Here is an 18,333-nt window from a genome sequence, read left to right as displayed (position 1 = left end):
GGAAATCATGAGAACCGACTTCGTCCGCATCTACAAATCGATCCATACCTGGACCGGCATCATTACCGGGATGGCTTTGTTCATCGCTTTCTACGCCGGCGCGCTGACTGTCTTCAAGGAACCGCTGGCACGCTGGGTTTCGCCGCCGAGCGAGTTGCATCAGGTTTCGCTGGACGAGGCGCAGCAACTGATTGTCCGCACGCTGGCCGAACACCCGGCGAGCGCAGCAGACTTCACCATCCATCTGCGTGAGGCTGAGCATCTGCCAGCCCGGATGTCGTGGCAGATCAGGGATGCCGATGGCGATGACCACGATGAATCGGCGGTCCGCCATTACCTGGCGACGCTCGACGACAGCGGCGCTTCGCAGATGCGCGAACACCAGCCGTCGGAGTTGTCGTCCTTCATCGACGTGTTGCACCGTGTCGTCGGCCTGCCGGTGGACAGCGATCCCAATCGCTGGGTGATGGGGGTCGTGGCGGCGCTCTATACGCTGGCGCTGATTTCCGGCGTCGTTGTGCTGGTGCCGTCGCTGGTCAAGGATTTCTTCGCCCTGCGCGTCGGCAAGAACCTGAAGCGCATGTGGCTGGATGCCCACAACGTCGTTGGCATCGTCAGCCTGCCCTTTCACATCGTCATGGCCTTGACCTCGGTGGTGTTCGCCTACCATGACGGCATCTATTACCTGCAGGACCAGTTCATCCACGACGGCAAATGGGCAGGCGCCTTCCAGCGGCAGCGTCCGGCGGCCGGCGCCATGCCGGAGCGCGACCCGGCGACGATGCTGGCGCCGGCGCAACTGGTTGCCAGCGCCCAGGCTTTCGCCCCCGGCTTTGCTCCGGCCATGCTGCAATACCAGCAGGTGACGGGGGCGCGTCCCGTCGTCCGGGTCTGGGGCAAGGACGAAGCAGCGGTTTCGCCGCGGGCGCGCGGTGGCTTCCTGGCGCTCGATCCATACAGCGGCAAGGTGATCAACAGCGACTTCCTGCCCGGGCGTCAGGATGCGCCGAACCTTTTCATCAGCAGCTTTTTTGCACTGCACATGGCGGCCTTCGGCGGCACGCCGGTGCAATGGATGTATTTCATGCTCGGCATTGCCGGGGCGTGGCTTTTTTACAGCGGCAACCTGTTGTGGGTGGAAACCCGCCGCCGCAAACAGGCCAAAGATGATGTTCAGCCACCGGTTCAGCGTCTGGATACGCGCCTGATGGCATCGGCGACGATTGGCGTTTGCCTGGGCTGCGTCTGTGGCATCTCGCTGGCCATCGCCGGGAGCAAGTGGCTGCATGTGCTGTTCGGCGATGGCCTGGACGGGACGCGGCTGCTGTACTACAGCAGCTTCTTTGCCTGCATCGCCTGGGCGTTCATGGCCGGCGCGGCGCGGGCCGGTGTTCATCTGCTCTGGCTGGCCTGCGCGCTGACGCTGGCCATTCCCCTGACCTCGCTTGTCGGCGTACTGCTGCCTGGGCTCGGCCTCTGGGCAAACACCTCGGTTGCCAGCCTGGGCGTGGATTTGACCGCCTTGCTCGGTGCCCTGGCGTTGGCAGCGATGGCCCGGGCGACATCGCGAAGAGTCGAGCAGGGCAGAGCGGACAGTGTCTGGTCGGCCGCCAGTGTGAGCGCTCGCTAGCCGGGCGGCCGTTGATCCCGGTTTGGCCAAAGTGCGTGGGCAGTGACCGGGACGGCTGGTACACTAGACGTTTTACCGGACATCATTGACATCATGTGGTTCAAGAACCTGCAGATCTATCGCCTGCCGACGCCGTGGGCGATCGACCTGGCCAAGCTCGACGAGCAACTCGCCCGCGGTGAATTCACCCGCTGCCCGTCCAACCAGCCGATGAGCCGTGGCTGGGTTTCCCCGCGCAAGGACGGCGCGCTGATTTACGCCAACAATCGTCAATGGCTGCTGGCGCTGGCCGTCGAGCAGCGGCTGCTGCCGTCGTCGGTGATCAACGAGACGGCACAGGAACGTGCCGAGCAGATCACCGACCAGCAAGGCTACGCGCCCGGGCGCAAGCAGATGAAGGAAATCAAGGAGCGTGTGGTCGAGGAACTGATGCCGCGCGCGTTCACCAAGAAGCGCAGCAGCTTCGTCTGGATCGACCCGCAGAACGGCTGGTTCATTGTCGACGCCGGTAGCCCGGCCAAGGCCGAGGAAGTCATCGAGCATCTGCGTCACTGCCTCGACGAATTCCCGCTCAAGCCGCTGCACACGGAGCTGTCGCCGCAATCGGCGATGGCCGACTGGCTGGCCGGTGGCGACGCGCCGGCCGGTTTTACGGTCGACCGCGATTGCGAGCTGAAATCGGTCGCCGAGGAAAAGGCCGCGGTGCGCTACGTGCGTCATCCGCTGGGCGATGAAGTCGGCGCCGAGATCAAGGCCCACCTCGCCGCCGGCAAGCTGCCGACGCGCCTGGCGCTGACCTGGGACGAGCGGATTTCCTTCGTCCTCACCGAAAAGCTGGAAATCAAGCGTCTGGCCTTCCTCGACATCCTCAAGGAAGCCGCCGAAAAAACCGCCGAACGTGCCGACGAGCAGTTCGACGCCGATTTCGCGCTGATGACTGGCGAGCTGACCCGCTTCCTGCCGCAACTGATCGCAGCGCTCGGCGGTGAGAAGGTCGAGGCCGAAATGTCGTCCGCGCCGGCCGCCGCCGGCACGCCGCCGTGGGAAGCCTGAAGCCCGGCGAGCTTTGTTCCTGCGGCAGCGGCAAGCCTTATGCCGTCTGCTGCGGTCCACTGCATTCCGGCGAAAAAACCGCGTCGACCGCAGAAGCCTTGATGCGCTCGCGCTACGCCGCCTACGTGCTCAAGCTTGAGGATTACCTGCGGGCGACCTGGCATGCGTCGACGCGGCCGAGCGAACTCGATCTGGCTGCTGACGACAGCAAATGGCTGGGGCTGGAAGTGCGTGCTCACGTCCAGCCGGATGAAACGCACGCGACGGTCGAGTTCGTCGCCCGTTACCGGGTCGCCGGGCGCGGTCACCGGCTGCACGAACTGAGCCGTTTCGTCCGCGAGGATGGGCGCTGGTTCTACGTCGCCGGCGAATTCCTGGCCTGAGCCTGCTGCGGTCGACGCTGCTTTTTGGCAAAAAAGCCCGGTCGACCGCAATATTCCCCGAAGATCAGCGACAGGCGGCGCGGACGATTCTTTCCGTCTTCGCTTCGTCGATTGCCGCATGCCCGCCCAGCGCCATCTTGCCGTGCGCGCGCAGGCCGGCGAGCACCCGGTCGGCGGCATCGGGCTCAGTAATGCCGGCGTCGCGCAGGTGCAGCGGCATGTTGACGCTGCGGTAGAAGGCTTCCAGCGCGGCGATGGCGTCCTCGGCGCTCGGCGCGGTCAGGCCGAAAACTTCGCGACCGAGCTGTTCGAGTTTTTCCCGCTTGTATTCGATCAGATCACGCAGCAGCGCCGGCTGGATGATGCTCAGCGTGCGCCCGTGATCGATGCCCCACAATGCAGTCAGTTCGACGGCGATGCGGTGCGTTGCCCAGTCCTGCGGCACGCCGACGCCGATGATCCCGCATAGCGCCTGGTTTGCCGCCCACATCAGATTCTGCTGCCAGACCGTTTCGTTGTGCTCGGCGAAGGTGTCGGCGAGGCGGACCAGCGCTTTCATCACCGCCTCGGCGTAGCCATCCTGGACCAGCGCGCCGACCGGGTAGGTCAGGTACTGCTCGCAGACATGCACGAAGGCATCGACGATGCCGTTTTCCAGTTGCCGTACCGGCAGGCTGGCCATCACCGTCGGGTTGAGCACGGCAAACTGCGGCCGCGCCGGCGGCACGTAGAAAGCCCGCTTGTCCAGCGTCGCCGTGTTGGTGACGACGGCCGCAGCGTTCGATTCCGAGCCGGTCGCCGCCAGCGTCAGCACGATGCCGACCGGCAATGCCGCTTTCGGCGCGTACTTGCCGATGACGATGTCCCAGCCGTCGCCGTCGTACAGCGCCGCCGAGGCCACGTATTTGGCGCCATCCGAGACCGAGCCGCCGCCAACGCCGAGCACGAAGCCGATTTTTTCCCTTTTGACCAGGTCGACCGCAAGATTCAGCGTCGCCAGCGTCGGGTTCGCTTCAACGCCGCCGAAGTCGACGATGTCGCGCCCGGCCAGCGCCGCGCGGATGCCGTCATAGACGCCGTTCTTCTTGATCGAACCGCCGCCGTAAAGAAGCAGGATGCGCGCATCGGCCGGCACCAGCGCCGGTAACTGGGCAAAGCTGTCGGGGCCGAAAACGATGCGCGTCGGGTTGTGGTAATCGAATGCGAACAGGTGGCTCATTTTTGTCTCCAGGTGGGCGGAAAAATCTCAGTCGTCGCGGCAGGCCGCTGTGGCGATGTCGAGCGCGCGCAGGCGCAGCGCCGGGTCGAAGATGTCGCAGACCAGCATCATCTCGTCGGCCTGCGTTGCCGCGCGCAGCGCCGTCAGGTCGGCACGTACGCGCTGCGGGCCGCCGATCACCGCGGCACCGAGGAAATCGGCGATGCCGGCTTTCTCCTGCGGCGACAGGCTGGCCAGGAAACCCTCCCGGGGCGGCGGCAGCGGCCGGCGATCGCCGCGCAGGATGCCGAGCGCGCGCTGGAAGATGCTGGTGGCGAGGAAGTCGGCTTCGTCGTCGGTGGCCGCCGCAACCAGCGGCACGCCGACGATGACGTAAGGTTTGGCCAGCGTCGCCGACGGCCGGAAGTTGCCGCGATAGACGGCGAGCGCATGGTGCAACTGCGCCGGCGCGAAGTGTGAGGCGAAGGCGTAGGGCAGGCCGCGTTCGGCGGCCAGGCGGGCCGAGAACAGGCTGGAGCCGAGCAGCCAGATCGGTACTTCGGTGCCGGCACCGGGCACGGCGACCAGCGCCTGGTTCGGTTGCGCCGGGGCGAGCAGGCGCTGCAGTTCGGCAACATCGCGCGGGAAGTCGTCCTCGCGTTCGATCCGGTCACGGCGCAGCGCCTGCATCGTCATCCGGTCGGTGCCGGGAGCGCGGCCGAGGCCGAGATCGATGCGCCCCGGGTACAGTTCGGCGAGCGTGCCGAAGGCCTCGGCGACGACCAGCGGCGCGTGGTTGGGCAGCATGATGCCGCCGGAACCGACGCGGATGCGTTCGGTGGCGCCGGCAATGTGGCCGACCAGCACGGCCGTCGCCGAACTGGCGATGCCCGGCATGTTGTGGTGCTCGGCCAGCCAGTAGCGGACGAAGCCGAGCGTTTCGACGTGGCGGGCGGCGTCGACCGCAATCTTCAGCGCCTCGCCAACGCTGCCGCCTTCGCGGACAGCGACCAGGTCAAGCAGCGACAGTTTCAGATCGGCGAGCGGGTTCATGCTTTTTCCTCATGCAGGCGTTGGTTGATGGCGGCGACTGCCGGCCGTCGGCTGGCGATCCAGCCGAGCAGCGAGAGCAGCGCCAGGCCGCCGCCGATCAGCAGGATGCCGGCGACTTCGATGCCTTTGAAGGCTTCGCCGAAAGTCAGCCGCGACGACAGGATGGCGACCACCGGCGTACCCAGCACCGACAGGCTGGCTTCCCAGGCCGGTACGCGGTCGAGGATGTAGATCCACAGCCACCAGCACAGCGCCGTGCTGAATATCGACATGAAGCCGAGGATGCCGGCGTAGCTCCAGGTCCAGTCGGTCGGCCGCTCGGGAATGACCAGCGCCAGCACGAGCAGCGGGATCGAACCGAGCGCCATCTGCCACGCGGTCAGCGTCAGCAGATCGACCGGCGTCTGGCCGCGCAGGCGTTTGACCAGGATCGTCCCGATCGCCCAGCAGATCGCGGCGCAGATGCCGAGCGCCGGGCTGAGCAGGCTGCCGTGCATTTCCCACGGTTCGATGATCAGCAGCAGGCCGATCAGCGTACACGCGGCGGCGATCCACTGCGTGCCACGGATGCGTTCGCCCAGGATCGGCCAGGCCAGCAGCAGCGTCCAGATCGGCATGGTGAAGATCAGCACCGCCGTCTTGCCCGGGCCGCCTTCGACCAGCGCCCAGGTCTGGAAGATCATGAAACCGGCAACCTGGGTCAGCGCGATGCCCAGCGTCGGGCCGGGGGCGACCAGCGTGAAGCGGCGGCCGGTCAGGCGCAGCGCGATGAACAGCGCCACGGCGCTGCCGATGCAGCGCTCGGCGGCAAAGGCGAAGGGTGGCGAGTATTCGAGGCCGTGCTTGGCCAGGACCCAGGTGTAGCCCCAGATCGAGGAAAGGACGATCAGCGCCAGGATCGGGCGCCAGCGGTCGGAGGAAGTCATGGTGTTCTCTGTCTGGCGCGACGGCGGAAACCGTCGCGCCCGGGGTTGTTGCTTACGCCAGCGCCGGGTAGTCGGTGTAACCCTCGGCGCCGCCACCGTACAGCTTGTCGGCGCGCAGCTCGTTCATTGGCGAACCGTCACGCAGCCGGCGGACGAAGTCCGGATTGGCGATGAAACCGCGACCGAAGGCGATCAGATCGGCCGCGCCATCGGCAACGACCTTGCTGGCCAGTTCCCCGGTATAGCCGTTGTTGACCATCCATGCGCCCTTGTAGGCGCGGCGGGCGGCGGCGTAGTCGAAAGCGGCGCCGTCCGGCGTACGCGTGCCGCCGGTCTCGCCCTCGATGATGTGCAGGTAGGCCAGACCGTAAGGCGCCAGCTTGTCGACCACATAGCCGTACAGCGCCTGCGGGTTGCTGTCGAGCGGCGCGGTGAAGGTGGTCTGCGGGCTCAGGCGGATGCCGGTGCGACCGGCGCCGATCTCGCCAACGATGGCGTCGACCACTTCGAACAACAGGCGGGCGCGGTTCTCGATGCTGCCGCCGTACGGGCCGCTGCGGTCGTTGATGCTGTCGCGCAGGAACTGCTCAAGCAGATAGGTGTTGGCGGCGTGGATCTCGATGCCGTCGAAACCGGCGGCGATGGCGTTGCGCGCGGCCAGTCGGTAATCCTCGACCAGGCCCGGCAGCTCGTCGTCACGCAGCGCCCGCGGCGTCGAAACTGGGACGAAACCTTCGCGGGTAAAGGTGCTGGCTTCGGCAACGCGGTCGGTGGACGACACCGGCGCAGCACCATCCGGCAGCAGCGAGGCGTGCGAAATACGGCCGACGTGCCACAGTTGCAGCACGATCTTGCCGCCCGCCGCATGCACGGCATCGGTGACCAGGCGCCAGGCAGCGACCTGCTCGGCCGACCAGATGCCAGGGGTGTCGAGGTAGCCCTGCGCCATCGGCGAAATCGGGCTGGCCTCGGCGATGATCAGGCCGGCCGTCGCGCGCTGGCGGTAGTACTCGACGGTCAGCGGGCCGGGAAGGTTGCCCGCGATGGCGCGATTGCGCGTCAGCGGCGCCATCACGATGCGGTTGGACAGGGCGATGTCGCCAATCTGGATCGGATCGAACAGGGTGGTCATGCAGGAACTCCTTGGAATTGATTAGACCGGTCGTCTAATGTTGTGCGGCAAAAAATGGCCGTCCGCAGACGACCCTGGGAAATCAGCGACTGAGTAACTGGCGGGTGAATTGCATGGCGTTCTCCAGGGCTTCGGCATTGCGGTTCAACTTGCCCAGCAGGCTGGCGCCCAGCCACAACTGGTACAGCGTCTGCGCCGTGTCGCGTGCCGCCAGCGGCGGGATCGAGCCATCGGCGATGCCGGCCGCGATCAGTCGGGCAAGGCGGTCGACAATCTGGCTGGTGCCCTCGCGCAGCGTTTCGCGCATCGCATCCGACAAGTCGGCAACCTCGGCCCCGAGCTTGACCACCAGGCACTGCTGCTCGGCGCACGCCGCCTGCTTGTCTAGCCAGCGCTGCCAGTAGCACGCCAGCCGCTCCTGCGCACTCAGCGCCTCGGCGGCGAACAGCGCATCGAGATCGGCCAGGTAGCGCGCGAAGTAATCCTCCAGCAGCGCCTGCCCGTACTGCTCTTTCGACTCGAAGTAATGGTAGAACGACCCCTTGGGCACGCCGGCAGAACTCAGGATCTCGGTCAGCCCAACGCTGGCAAAGCCCTTGCCAGCAATGATGCGCTGGCCGGTTTCGAGGATGTGCTGACGGGTGTTGTCGTGACGGGTTTTCATGGGGGGCAATGATGCGCCTGATTAGACCGGTCGTCTAGTGATTTTTGAAGTGGATGCAATTCGGTCGAGGCTAACCTTGGGTCTCTGACTCAAATTGGGCAGCAATGTACTTGTTACCTGCCGTTCAACCGGAAATGTTCTGCAATTACCGATTCGAGAGCGGATTTTGGGGCCAGTCGAATCTTTAGTGGACCTTCTCAAACTGGCATCACGAATGCCAAACAGGTTAATATTCCAAAAGCAAAACCGCCCAGAAATTCAGGCTAGACAATAAAACGAGCAGCAGGTCTGCAAGTGCAGTGCCCTTGATGTAGGCAATTTCTTACGTGAGTTTTTCTCGGTAGAAATTGGACATTGGCAGCAAACTGAATCAAATGGAATGAATCGCAAATGATGCTTGACCAGATGTTCACCGCAGAGAATTTCCGTCGCATCTATGATACTGAGAACCGTAAGGGTGTCGACTTGGCAACTCGGTTTTTTCCTGCGCTCGAATCGTTCACGTTCGCTGTACGTGACAAGGTGCAGGACATTCGTGATCTACGGAAAATCAAAACTACACTGTCAGTTGACGATTTTGAGGCGCAGTTGCTTGAGTTGAAGTCTGAACTAGTTGCCTTGAAGTCAGCTAAGTCATCCGCCATCGATGCCTTGATGGACGGCATCAGCCAGAAGGTCCTCAAGTCGAACTTCGAGATCAAGCTCTCCCAAAAGGCCGGGCCGAAAGGAAAGCCAGTTTTCTGCATTGATGGGGAGCCTGAGACCTTTTTTGTCATCAAGCAGCTCCAACGTAACATTCATCGTATCTACAGTGTGAAACAGGCGAACCGTCATGACTTGGTCTGCCAGCTCCGCGACATGCTCAGCAGCGAATTTCCTTTCGAGTTGGTCCGCACCGACATCTCGTCATTTTATGAGAGCATCAATCGCAAGCGCTTAGTCGAAAAGCTGGATCGCGACCAGTTATTAAGCCCCGCGTCAAAGAAATACATCAAGCAGGTGCTGGAATCATACGGCAAGATCTCTGGCACCCCTATCGGCATTCCTAGGGGGGTTGGCATCAGCGCATATCTGGCCGAGCTATATTTGAGACCGGTGGACAAGGCTATCAGGAGGGATATCCCAGGCTTGGTCCTATATTGCCGTTTTGTCGATGATATCGTGGCCATGTTTGCACGACCACCAACAGGTAACGACCTTGGTTCGTTCAAAGACCGGATTATCGCAATCTTCGGTAAACACGAGCTTTCGCATAACCCAATAAAAACCTCAGAATTCAAGCTGGCCGACCCCGGTCTTAAGGAGTTCGAGTATTTGGGGTATCGCTTTCTCCTCAATGAAGGGAAGTTGGAAATCTGCCCGAGTGCAACTAAGGTGGAGAAGTATCGTGCCAGGATGGATTTCTCTTTTGCGGACTATTGGCGGGAGAAGCCAGTAAACCCGAAGGGCGCGTTTAGGAAACTGGTCGGACGCGTAAAATTTCTGACGGGCAACACTCGCCTTTCCAACAGCAAATCATGTGCGGTCACGGGCATATACTTCAACAATTCGCTCGCAACCGACTTGTCGAGCTTCGAGCAGCTTGATAGTCAACTCAAGACTCACATTGCAAACCTCAAGCGGACCAGTCTGCAAAAGCAGTTGAAAAAGCTCAAATTCACCACTGGTTTCGAACAACGCCGCTTCCATAATTTCAGTGCGAGAGAGTTGCAAATGATCGTGAGGCTCTGGAAACATGGCTAAGCGTCGCATCTCGCTCACTCACAGGAAGCAAAGGTCTGTACTAACGGACATGCTGCCGTTCGAGGTGCCTCCAACATTCTCTAACAGGGGCTTTTATCGCTTTTTGAGAAACAACTGCATTGAGATCGAAAATGGCCAGTTGTGCTGGATTTGCGACACAGACGATCTCGATCAGACTATGCGCGTACTGTTCGGCATTGATCCGGATCCAAAAACTGTAGTTGCGACCAAAATTGTTACTGAATGGGGCAAACAGAAAACGCGCCGCTCCGTGCCCTTAAAAAAATGCCAAATGGACACCGTTCCTTACAATTTTCGTGTCGCTCATAATCTTGATGGACGTACGCTGAGCGTCGTTCACCCACGCAATCAGGTTGACGTAGCGAGCTTCTACGCAACGCACAGCGCGTTGATCTTAAACCACACGTCTGTCAGTGAGTTTTCGATACGCCGTCCGGTGTCGGTGTCCCGTTACGTTTACTTCAAGGACAAACTCCATGAAGAGCGTAAGGACACCGTTGCAGGTGTGGAAGAGGAGGGGCGGGAGTACGAGCAGCTTGGCTCCTATTTTGTCTACCGGAAATACCGGAATATCCATCGCTTTTTTGAATCGTACAAATACCACCGCAGCGAGAAGAAATACGATGCAATGGTGCAGCTCGATGTGAGCAAGTGCTTCGATAGTATCTACACTCACTCGTTGCCCTGGGCTGTTCTGGGCAAGGACCAGACAAAATTCAGTCTAGATAAATCGAAGTCTACTTTCGGGGGTAAATTTGATGCCCTCATGCAAAACCTGAATCATAAAGAGACCAACGGCATCGTCATTGGCCCGGAGTTTTCTCGAGTTTTTGCCGAGATTATTTTGCAGTCAGTCGATGTCGAACTGCTCACAAAATTGGCGGAGAGAGAAAATCTGACCCACAAAGTTGATTATGAAATTTTTCGCTACGTGGATGATTTCTTCATTTTTTACAACGATGAGTCCACGCAGTTAAAGATATTCGATACGCTTCAGGAGGTTCTCAAGTCAAAAAAACTGAGCATTAATACCGCGAAGATAAAGCACTATCAAAAACCGATTATCACCGAAATTACGATTGCCAAAGAGCGTATTTCAACCATTCTGAATGAGGAGGTTGATCCAGTTCGGGAGGAGATATTGCAGGCCGATCCCTCCATGCCGCCCAAGCAGAACTTGGTCTGTGCCATTAACGCAAATCGTCTGATTATCCGCTACAAATCCGCCATCAAGGAGGCAGGTGTCACCTATGGTGATCTACTGAATTACACCTTCGCCATTGCGGAAAATAAGATCGAGAAGCTCTTCAGCGCCTATGTCGCGAGCGACAACTCAGATGGCGATCAGAAGCGCCTATCAAATGCCCTGCTTGCAATTATGGAGTTTGCTTTTTTCGCGTACTCGGCGAGCCCGAAGGTCAATCACACTATCCGCCTCTGCCGGATGATTGCGACCTCCGTGGACTTCCTGCATGCACAGCGCTTGCCATATGAACTGAAACACCTGCTGTTTAAGTACATCCACGACAACGTGCTGCAGCAGATCGAAAAGAACACGATGGGCGTTCATCGTGAGGTCGAAAGCCTCTATCTGCTAATTTCCCTATCGCAGATCGGCCGGGAATATTGGCTACCGCTTTCCGTCCTTCTCCGGCATTTTTTGATCAAGGAGGAAAAGGACACAGGGGATTACGTTCGCGCTGCAGCAGGCTTCATGAGCCACTTTTCGATTACGATCCTTCTATCCTATATAAAAGACAAGATTCGTTATGCGAAGTTGAAGGCCTTCGTGGAGGCTCACATCATCGCCAAACTCGAATATAAAAAAGCTTATTGTTCAGGTGATACCGAGTCCCTGATTATGCTTCTCGATCTCGTGCTCTGCCCTTACATCAGTACCGCAACAAAGAGCGCCATTGGACAAATTTTTGGCTTGGATGCGGCAGGCCTCTCATCTGTTCAGTCATCCAACGATTACTGGTTTACTGCTTGGGGCGATAAATTTGACCTCGGGAGAGAACTGGACGCGAAGCGCAGCCGCGAGGTATATTAAAGGCGGCGCTCCGCTTTACCCTTAATGGCTGTTGGCAGCCCACACACAAGCGCCCTCTCTTCCCCTATATCAATTGGGGGGGGAGAATCAGACGGTAGGAGCGGGCCGTCTCCCTCCCCGTCTTGCTTGCATCCATCTATGACTACTTCTTACTTATCTAAGTAGTGATGGTCGCCAGATTGCACCGCAAAATGACAACGGGCTATCACATTGACTGTTGCTGAGTTTGTCCATGAAAAGTTCATTGATGGAATGATTCCGGGAGGCACCTCTCTGCTTAGTGCTTAGGCCGAAATCATGCCGCATGCCTGCGAAAACAGGGGCAACGCCTAGTCGGGAAACCAACGATCGTAAAGGCCGACGAGCAGACCTTGAAATATTGAACTTGGTTACTTCCGAGAGCCTCCATCCCTCGCCATCACAATTCTTAACCCGCCGCCCGATCAAGCCCCGGTACGATGGACTTTTTTCCTCAGGAGCGAAACATGGGTCTTCTCGATCAGGTAGTCGGCGGGCTGGCCGCCAATGCCCTCGGTGGCAAGGGTAACGGGCTGGCCGACATGGCCATGCAGTTGGTCAATCAGTATCCGGGCGGCCTCGGTGGGCTGGTTCAGGCTTTCCAGCAGGGCGGGCTGGGCGAAATCGTCAATTCCTGGGTGTCGACCGGAAAAAACTTGCCGGTGTCGGGCGATCAGTTGAGTTCGGTGCTCGGCAGCGACTTCATCGGCAAGCTGGCCGGGCAGGCCGGGGTGGCGCCGCAGGAGGTGTCGAACGGGCTGGCCGATTTTCTGCCCGGGCTGGTCGATCAACTGACGCCGGGCGGCAAGCTGCCGGAAGGTGGCGATCTGCTGGCGCAGGGGCTGGGCATGCTGAAGAAGGGCGGGCTGTTCGGCTGAACGCTTCGCGGCGCCTGTCGGTTTCGTTCAAGACGCGGGCGGCGGGCGCTGCGACAATGCCGTTTCCATCCTTTTGCGGAGTACGGCAAGATGAAATTCGGCTACACCATCCTTTACGTCGACGACGTCCGCCGGACGCTCGACTTCTACGTTGCCGCCTTCGGGCTGAGCGTGCGTTTTCTGCATGAGAGCGGCGATTTCGGCGAGCTGGAGACTGGCGGCACGGCGCTCGCCTTTTCCTCGCGGGCGTTGATGCGTCAGCTGGGCAAGCAGCCGTCGGCGCCCGATAGCGGCGCGCCCTGTTTCGAGATTGCTTTCGTTTGCGACGATGTCGCGCTGGCGGTCGACCGCGCGGTGGCGGCCGGTGCGCGCCTGGTGCAGGCGCCGGAGGCAATGCCCTGGGGGCAGACGGTGGCTTACGTGGCCGATCTGGAGGGCTTCCTGGTCGAACTGTGTACGCCGGTCGGCGGCTAGATCGGGTCGGTGGCGAAGCCGCTGGCGCGGGCCAGCGACAGTAGTTGCGGCGAGCGGCGGAATTGTGCCGGCGAGGCGGCGAACCAGCGGCGGAAGGCGCGGTTCAGGTGGGCCTGGTCGGCGTAGCCGCAGAGGCCGGCGATGTCGGTTAGCGGCAGTTCGCTGTCGATGGCGACGGCGGCGCGGCGGACGCGTGCCAGCGCAATCCAGAAGCCGGCGGTTTGCCCGGTGTCGCGCCGGCACAGTCTTTCCAGCGTGCGTTCGCGGATGCCCAGGCGTTGCCGCGCGGCGGCCGGCGTGGCGACTTCGGCCAGGGTGGCGAGGATTTCCTGCGTTGCCGGGTCGCGTCGGGTGAAGTCGGCGAGCAGATTGCCGATTTCGTTGCATGCGTCGGGCGCCCGGGTGGTGACCGCTGCGAGCAGGCCGGTCGCGTCGATGCGCGTGCCGGGGTGCAGGCGAAAGCCCAGGTAACGGCTGCCGGGTGGGCAGGCGACGTGGTCGGTGCCGGTGGCCAATGGGCTGACGAACCAGTGCGGCTGCTCGCTGGCGTCGATCCGGCAGATCAGGTCCTGGCAGCCGTCGGGCAGCACCGGCGACAGTTCCGCTGCCGCGACTTCGTGCTGCCAGGCGGCGAGGACGGTGTCGGGCAGGCGGCCGGCCGGTTCATTGGCCATCGTCGAGGAAGCGTTCCAGCAGTACGTTGAGGAAGCGCCGGCCCTTCATGGTCGGCGCGATCTTTTCAGGGCCGATGTCGAGCAGTCCGTCGGCCTGGGCTGCCTTCAACTGCGGCAATATTGCGGTTAACGGTCGTGAAGTGCGCAATTCGAACAGGCTGGGGGCGAAGCCGTCGGCCAGGCGCAGCGCGTTCATCATGAATTCGAACGGCAGTTCGGCGGCGGCAACGTTGTGTTCTTCCTGGATCGGCCGCCCGGCGCGGATGTTTTCCAGGTAGGCCTTGGGGTGCTTGTGGCGCATCTGGCGCAGCACGCGGTCGTGCAGCGTCAGCTTGGAATGGGCGCCGGCGCCGATGCCGAGGTAGTCGCCGAAATGCCAGTAGTTGAGGTTGTGCAGGCACTGCCGGCCGGGCTGGGCGAAGGCCGAGGTTTCGTAGTTGGCGTAGCCGGCGGCGGCCAGCCGGGCTTCGATGGCTTCCTGCATGTCGGCGCACAGGTCGCCTTCGGGCAGGTCGGGCGGGAAGGCGGCGAAATGCGTGTTTGGCTCCAGCGTCAGCTGGTAGCAGGAGAGGTGCGGCGGCGCGAAGGACAGCGCGGTCTCGGTGTCGGTGAGCGCTTGCTCCTGCGTCTGGTAGGGCAGGCCGTACATCAGGTCGAGGTTGAAGCGCTCGAAGTGCTCGCCGGCCAGTTGCGCCGCGCGCCTGGCTTCGGCGCTGCCGTGGATGCGGCCGAGCGCCTTGAGGTGTTCGTCGTTGAAGCTCTGGATGCCGAGCGACAGCCGATTGACCCCGGCGGCGCGAAAGCCGGCGAACTTGCCGGCCTCGACCGTGCCGGGATTGGCTTCGAGCGTGATCTCGGCCTCCGGCGACAGCATCGCCAGCGCCCGGAAGGCGCCGATCAGCTCGTCGATGGCGCCCGCCGACAGCAGGCTGGGCGTGCCGCCGCCAAAGAACACCGTCTGCACCGGCCGGCCCCAGATCAGCGGCAACGCCGATTGCAGGTCGGCGATCAGCGCATCGACGTACTCGCGCTCGTTGATCGTCGCGCCGGCTTCGTGCGAATTGAAGTCGCAGTACGGGCACTTGCGCACGCACCAGGGGATGTGGACGTAGAGTGAGAGGACTGGCGATTTGCGGAATTCGAGCGGTTTTTCGCTGTTTTTTGCGGTCGACCGTGGAATTTCGGGAAAAATGGGGATGGTTTTCGCCACGGTCAGAGTTCGGGCAAGCGCTCGATCAGCTTCTGCATCGCCCGACCGCGGTGCGAGATGCGGTTCTTGGTTTCGGCGTCGAGTTCGGCGGCGGTCTGGCCGAACTCCGGGACGAAGAACAGCGGGTCGTAGCCGAAGCCGCCGTCGCCGCGGTATTGGTCGACGATTTCACCGTGCCATTCGCCTTCGGCGATGATCGGCTGCGGGTCGTCGGCGCTGCGGCAGAGGACCAGACAGCTGACGAAGTGGGCGCGGCGGTCAGTTTTGCCGGCGAGGTCGGCGAGCAGTTTTTCGTTGTTGCGGGCGTCGGATTTCGGTTCGCCGGCATAGCGGGCGGAGATCACGCCGGGGGCGCCGCCGAGCGCCTTGACGCACAGGCCGGAATCGTCGGCGAGCGCCGGCAGGCCGCTGTGCTGGGCGGCGTGGCGGGCTTTGGCCAGTGCGTTTTCGACGAAGGTGCAGTGTGGTTCTTCGGCTTCGGGGATGCCCAACTGGCCTTGCGGGATGACTTCGAAGCCGAGCGGCGCCAGCAGCGCGTTCAGCTCCTTCATCTTCTTGGCGTTGTTCGACGCGAGGACGAGCTTTTTCATGCGGCGAGTGCGCTTTCCTGGGCGGCGACCAGACGGCCGATGCCCATCTGGGCGAGGTCCATCAGCATGTTCATCTGTTCGCGGGTGAACGGTTCGCCTTCGGCCGTGCCCTGGACTTCGACGATGCCGCCCTTGCCGGTCATGATGACGTTCATGTCGGTGTCGCAGTTGGAGTCTTCCGGGTAGTCGAGGTCGAGTACCGGGCTGCCCTGATAGATGCCGACAGAGATGGCAGCGACGTGGTCGCGGACCGGGTTGGCCGGCAGCTTGCCGGCCTGCACCAGCTTGTCGCAGGCTTCGTAGAGGGCGATCCAGGCGCCGGTGATCGAGGCGCAGCGGGTGCCGCCGTCGGCTTGCAGGACGTCGCAGTCGAGGGTGATCTGGCGTTCGCCGAGGGCCTTGAGGTCGGTGACGGCGCGCAGGCTGCGGCCGATCAGGCGCTGGATTTCCTGGGTGCGGCCGGTCTGCTTGCCCTTGGCCGCTTCGCGGGCGCTGCGGGTGTGCGTGGCGCGCGGCAGCATGCCGTATTCGGCGGTGACCCAGCCCTGGCCCTTGCCGCGCAGGAAGGGCGGCAGGCTTTCTTCGACCGAGGCGGTGCACAGCACGCGCGTGTCGCCCATTTCGATCAATACCGAACCTTCGGCGTGGCGGGTGAAATTGCGGGTGATCTTCACGGCACGGAGTTGATCCGGCTGACGCTGGCTGGGACGCATGGGGTTTTCCTTATTTCTTCGGGTTGTACTTGTCGATCGCGGATCGGATTTCTTCGATCGCGGCCTCGATCTCGTCGTCGGAGAGGTCGCTCTTGTAGCTCGGGTTGCGGCCGAATTCGTCGAGCTTGGTGGTGACTTCGTCGGCCGGCATGGTTTGCGTCGAGATGGCGCTGCTGGCGGCCTCGATGTAATTGTCTTCCCAACGCACGGCGACCACCGACAGGTTGTCGCCATGCGCACCGCCCTTGACCTCGGCCTGTGCCAGCAGCATCGGAACTGCCTGGAGCAGGTTGGCGCCTTTCAGCGCAACGGCCATCAAATCACCGGAGGTAACACCCCACAGTCCGTCGGTGCACAACAGCAGGATGTCGCCGTGTTCGAGCGGGGTCTTGCGGGAAAAATCGATTTCCGGTGAAGACGGACTGCCCAGGCAACTGTAGATCTTGTTGCGGTCAGGGTGATGTGCCGCCTGGGCTTCGGTGATCAGGCCTTCCTCGAGCAGCAGGCGGATACGCGAATGATCTTTGGTCTGGGCGATGACCCGGCCGTTGCGCATCAGGAACAGGCGCGAATCGCCGGCATGTGCCCAGTAGGCAACATTGTCCTGGATCACGCAGGCGACGCAGGTGGTGCGTGGCGAGTCCGGCAGGCGATGGCGGGCCGCGTAGTCGAGAATGGCGTGGTGGGCGTTGGTCATTCCCTTCTGCAGAAAGCGGAAGGGATCGTCGAGCAGCGGCTTGGCTTCGTTCTGGAAGGCGTTGGCCAGACTTTGCACGGCGATCTGGGCGGCGATCTCGCCATGGTGGTGGCCACCCATGCCGTCGGCAATGACCATCAGCAGTGCGTCACGCGAGTAGCAGTAGGTGGTCCGGTCTTCGTTGTTGTCGCGGCCACCCTGGCGGCTGTCCTGATAGATGGTGAATCTCATCGCGGCGAACTCCTGAATTTATCCACGAAACGTCCGATCCAGCCGCTCTGTATCCTCGATGTGGGCGGATGGATGTCGGCAACCAGGGCTTTCTGCAGCGCGAAGACGCTTTGTGGCCGGTACAGGTGATTGAGATTCAGGCACCAGTCGATGATCTCCAGCAGGCGGTCGGAGAATTGTCCTTCCCAACGCACCATGGCCGGCGTCAGGGTGTCCTTCTTCATGCGTTCGTCGGCTGCTTGCGGTGCCGAGCCGGCAAGGCAGGCATACATCGATGCACCGACGCTGTAGATGTCGCTCCACGGTCCGAGATCCTTGCGGTTGCCGTAGTGTTCCGGCGAGGCGAAGCCCGGTGTGTACATTGGTTTGAGTACCGGCTGGTCGCTGGCCAGGGTTTGCCGGGCGGCGCCGAAATCGATCAGCACTGGCGAATTGTCACCGCGCAGGTAGATGTTCGACGGCTTCAGGTCGAGGTGCAGCAGCTTGTGCGAGTGCACTTCGCGCAGACCGTTGAGCATGCGCGTGAAGACGCCGCGGATGAAGCGCTCCGAGACATGGCCCTGGTGCTTGTAGATGAACTCCTGCAGGGTCCTGCCGTGCTCGTATTCCATGACCATGTAGACGGTTTCGTTGGCGCGGAAGAAATTGAGCACGCGAATCACGTTCGGATGCGACAGTCGGGCCAGGGCGCGGCCTTCTTCGAAGAAACACTTCATCCCGTAACGGAAGGCGCCGAGGTGGTCTTCGGTGATGATCGGCTTGATGTCGCCCTTGGCGCGCAGCGCCAGGCTGTTCGGCAGGTATTCCTTGATCGCGACTTCCGTGCCGTCGGGATCCCGGGCCAGATAGACGATGGAAAAGCCGCCGAGCGAGAGCTGGCGGTCTATTGTGTATTCCTCTAGCTGGTGTCCGCCAGGCAGCGGGTGGTTGGCTTGTTGCGCCATCGATCTCGCGGTTATGATGCAGTCGCAGGCATTGTCGGGCGTGTTGTC

18 protein-coding genes are annotated in these 18,333 nt (G+C 61.8%); 7 read left to right on the top strand and 11 right to left on the bottom strand.

Features of this window, described 5'->3' with window-relative positions; all coding sequences use genetic code 11:
• Positions 1-7: 7 nt before the first annotated feature.
• The 3 genes from BJN45_RS12420 to BJN45_RS12410 all read left to right on the top strand — a co-directional run bounded on the left by BJN45_RS12420 (position 8) and on the right by BJN45_RS12410 (position 3,066).
• The gene (locus BJN45_RS12420) at positions 8-1,630 is read left to right on the top strand and encodes a PepSY-associated TM helix domain-containing protein (protein ID WP_076095685.1); all 1,623 of its coding nucleotides are present in this window, start codon (positions 8-10) and stop codon (positions 1,628-1,630) included.
• A 93-nt stretch (positions 1,631-1,723) separates the two neighbouring features.
• Positions 1,724-2,683 (top strand): recombination-associated protein RdgC, encoded by a 960-nt coding sequence (locus BJN45_RS12415; protein ID WP_076095682.1) that lies wholly within the window; start codon positions 1,724-1,726, stop codon positions 2,681-2,683.
• Positions 2,671-3,066 (top strand): YchJ family protein, encoded by a 396-nt coding sequence (locus BJN45_RS12410; RefSeq protein WP_430793425.1) that lies wholly within the window; start codon positions 2,671-2,673, stop codon positions 3,064-3,066. Before BJN45_RS12415 ends, BJN45_RS12410 begins: the two co-directional genes overlap by 13 nt.
• 64 nt (positions 3,067-3,130) lie before the next feature.
• On the opposite strand, the gene BJN45_RS12405 is transcribed toward BJN45_RS12410, so the two are convergent.
• From BJN45_RS12405 to BJN45_RS12385, 5 genes are all read right to left on the bottom strand, one after another.
• Positions 3,131-4,285 carry an iron-containing alcohol dehydrogenase gene (locus tag BJN45_RS12405; protein WP_076095680.1) on the bottom strand — a complete coding sequence of 385 codons (1,155 nt, stop codon included), beginning with the start codon at positions 4,283-4,285 and terminating at the stop codon, positions 3,131-3,133.
• Between the two features lie 27 nt (positions 4,286-4,312).
• Complete coding sequence (locus BJN45_RS12400; protein WP_076095677.1) at positions 4,313-5,317, bottom strand: LLM class flavin-dependent oxidoreductase; 1,005 nt, start codon at positions 5,315-5,317, stop codon at positions 4,313-4,315.
• Complete coding sequence (locus tag BJN45_RS12395) at positions 5,314-6,243, bottom strand: DMT family transporter (RefSeq protein WP_076095675.1); 930 nt, start codon at positions 6,241-6,243, stop codon at positions 5,314-5,316. Before BJN45_RS12395 ends, BJN45_RS12400 begins: the two co-directional genes overlap by 4 nt.
• Positions 6,244-6,295: 52 nt before the next feature.
• Positions 6,296-7,375, bottom strand: a complete 1,080-nt coding sequence (locus BJN45_RS12390; RefSeq protein WP_076095673.1) for an alkene reductase — start codon at positions 7,373-7,375, stop codon at positions 6,296-6,298.
• 82 nt (positions 7,376-7,457) lie between these two features.
• Positions 7,458-8,039, bottom strand: coding sequence for a TetR/AcrR family transcriptional regulator (locus BJN45_RS12385; RefSeq protein WP_076095671.1), 582 nt, complete (start codon positions 8,037-8,039; stop codon positions 7,458-7,460).
• A 390-nt stretch (positions 8,040-8,429) separates the two neighbouring features.
• Here BJN45_RS12385 and drt3a point away from each other — a divergent pair, with 390 nt between their 5' ends.
• The 4 genes from drt3a (at position 8,430) to BJN45_RS12365 (ending at position 13,226) form a co-directional block, all read left to right on the top strand.
• Positions 8,430-9,782 (top strand): antiviral reverse transcriptase Drt3a, encoded by a 1,353-nt coding sequence (gene drt3a / locus BJN45_RS12380; protein ID WP_205750584.1) that lies wholly within the window; start codon positions 8,430-8,432, stop codon positions 9,780-9,782.
• On the top strand, positions 9,775-11,856 hold the full coding sequence (gene drt3b / locus BJN45_RS12375) for an antiviral reverse transcriptase Drt3b (protein WP_076095669.1): 2,082 nt from the start codon (positions 9,775-9,777) through the stop codon (positions 11,854-11,856). The genes drt3a and drt3b overlap by 8 nt, the downstream gene beginning before the upstream one ends.
• A 485-nt stretch (positions 11,857-12,341) precedes the next feature.
• On the top strand, positions 12,342-12,752 hold the full coding sequence (locus tag BJN45_RS12370; protein ID WP_076095667.1) for a YidB family protein: 411 nt from the start codon (positions 12,342-12,344) through the stop codon (positions 12,750-12,752).
• Between the two features lie 90 nt (positions 12,753-12,842).
• Positions 12,843-13,226, top strand: a complete 384-nt coding sequence (locus BJN45_RS12365; protein WP_076095665.1) for a VOC family protein — start codon at positions 12,843-12,845, stop codon at positions 13,224-13,226.
• Here BJN45_RS12365 and BJN45_RS12360 read toward each other — a convergent pair.
• From BJN45_RS12360 to BJN45_RS12335, 6 genes are read right to left on the bottom strand one after another with little or no spacing between them, the layout of a single operon-like run.
• The gene (locus tag BJN45_RS12360) at positions 13,223-13,900 is read right to left on the bottom strand and encodes a helix-turn-helix domain-containing protein (protein ID WP_076095664.1); all 678 of its coding nucleotides are present in this window, start codon (positions 13,898-13,900) and stop codon (positions 13,223-13,225) included. The genes BJN45_RS12365 and BJN45_RS12360 overlap by 4 nt on opposite strands.
• Positions 13,890-15,116 (bottom strand): radical SAM family heme chaperone HemW, encoded by a 1,227-nt coding sequence (hemW, locus tag BJN45_RS12355; protein WP_430793436.1) that lies wholly within the window; start codon positions 15,114-15,116, stop codon positions 13,890-13,892. The genes BJN45_RS12360 and hemW overlap by 11 nt, the downstream gene beginning before the upstream one ends.
• Positions 15,113-15,700, bottom strand: coding sequence for an RdgB/HAM1 family non-canonical purine NTP pyrophosphatase (rdgB, locus tag BJN45_RS12350; protein ID WP_076095661.1), 588 nt, complete (start codon positions 15,698-15,700; stop codon positions 15,113-15,115). The genes hemW and rdgB overlap by 4 nt, the downstream gene beginning before the upstream one ends.
• Positions 15,697-16,413: a ribonuclease PH gene (gene rph, locus BJN45_RS12345; RefSeq protein WP_076095658.1), complete on the bottom strand. Its 717-nt coding sequence runs from the start codon at positions 16,411-16,413 to the stop codon at positions 15,697-15,699. The genes rdgB and rph overlap by 4 nt, the downstream gene beginning before the upstream one ends.
• A gap of 10 nt (positions 16,414-16,423) precedes the next feature.
• Positions 16,424-17,341 carry a PP2C family protein-serine/threonine phosphatase gene (locus tag BJN45_RS12340; protein WP_076095656.1) on the bottom strand — a complete coding sequence of 306 codons (918 nt, stop codon included), beginning with the start codon at positions 17,339-17,341 and terminating at the stop codon, positions 16,424-16,426.
• A complete protein-coding gene (locus BJN45_RS12335) occupies positions 17,338-18,285 on the bottom strand; it encodes a serine/threonine protein kinase (protein ID WP_076095654.1) in 948 nt (315 codons plus the stop codon). The genes BJN45_RS12340 and BJN45_RS12335 overlap by 4 nt, the downstream gene beginning before the upstream one ends.
• Between the last annotated feature and the right edge of the window lie 48 nt (positions 18,286-18,333).

It is taken from the genome of Azonexus hydrophilus (assembly GCF_001956855.1).
Classification (GTDB): Bacteria; Pseudomonadota; Gammaproteobacteria; order Burkholderiales; family Rhodocyclaceae; genus Azonexus; species Azonexus hydrophilus_A.
Note: the sequence above shows the minus strand (reverse complement) of the source record. Positions and strands in the feature narration are given on the sequence as shown.

What these genes read in the sequence shown, in the direction of transcription:
- BJN45_RS12420 (WP_076095685.1), top strand. Translation starts at nt 8, where the DNA reads ATGAGAACCGACTTCGTCCGCATCTACAAATCGATCCATACCTGGACC.
- BJN45_RS12415 (WP_076095682.1), top strand. Translation starts at nt 1,724, where the DNA reads ATGTGGTTCAAGAACCTGCAGATCTATCGCCTGCCGACGCCGTGGGCG.
- BJN45_RS12405 (WP_076095680.1), bottom strand. Translation starts at nt 4,285, where the DNA reads ATGAGCCACCTGTTCGCATTCGATTACCACAACCCGACGCGCATCGTT.
- BJN45_RS12400 (WP_076095677.1), bottom strand. Translation starts at nt 5,317, where the DNA reads ATGAACCCGCTCGCCGATCTGAAACTGTCGCTGCTTGACCTGGTCGCT.
- BJN45_RS12395 (WP_076095675.1), bottom strand. Translation starts at nt 6,243, where the DNA reads ATGACTTCCTCCGACCGCTGGCGCCCGATCCTGGCGCTGATCGTCCTT.
- BJN45_RS12390 (WP_076095673.1), bottom strand. Translation starts at nt 7,375, where the DNA reads ATGACCACCCTGTTCGATCCGATCCAGATTGGCGACATCGCCCTGTCC.
- BJN45_RS12385 (WP_076095671.1), bottom strand. Translation starts at nt 8,039, where the DNA reads ATGAAAACCCGTCACGACAACACCCGTCAGCACATCCTCGAAACCGGC.
- drt3a (WP_205750584.1), top strand. Translation starts at nt 8,430, where the DNA reads ATGATGCTTGACCAGATGTTCACCGCAGAGAATTTCCGTCGCATCTAT.
- drt3b (WP_076095669.1), top strand. Translation starts at nt 9,775, where the DNA reads ATGGCTAAGCGTCGCATCTCGCTCACTCACAGGAAGCAAAGGTCTGTA.
- BJN45_RS12370 (WP_076095667.1), top strand. Translation starts at nt 12,342, where the DNA reads ATGGGTCTTCTCGATCAGGTAGTCGGCGGGCTGGCCGCCAATGCCCTC.
- BJN45_RS12365 (WP_076095665.1), top strand. Translation starts at nt 12,843, where the DNA reads ATGAAATTCGGCTACACCATCCTTTACGTCGACGACGTCCGCCGGACG.
- BJN45_RS12360 (WP_076095664.1), bottom strand. Translation starts at nt 13,900, where the DNA reads ATGGCCAATGAACCGGCCGGCCGCCTGCCCGACACCGTCCTCGCCGCC.
- rdgB (WP_076095661.1), bottom strand. Translation starts at nt 15,700, where the DNA reads ATGAAAAAGCTCGTCCTCGCGTCGAACAACGCCAAGAAGATGAAGGAG.
- rph (WP_076095658.1), bottom strand. Translation starts at nt 16,413, where the DNA reads ATGCGTCCCAGCCAGCGTCAGCCGGATCAACTCCGTGCCGTGAAGATC.
- BJN45_RS12340 (WP_076095656.1), bottom strand. Translation starts at nt 17,341, where the DNA reads ATGAGATTCACCATCTATCAGGACAGCCGCCAGGGTGGCCGCGACAAC.
- BJN45_RS12335 (WP_076095654.1), bottom strand. Translation starts at nt 18,285, where the DNA reads ATGGCGCAACAAGCCAACCACCCGCTGCCTGGCGGACACCAGCTAGAG.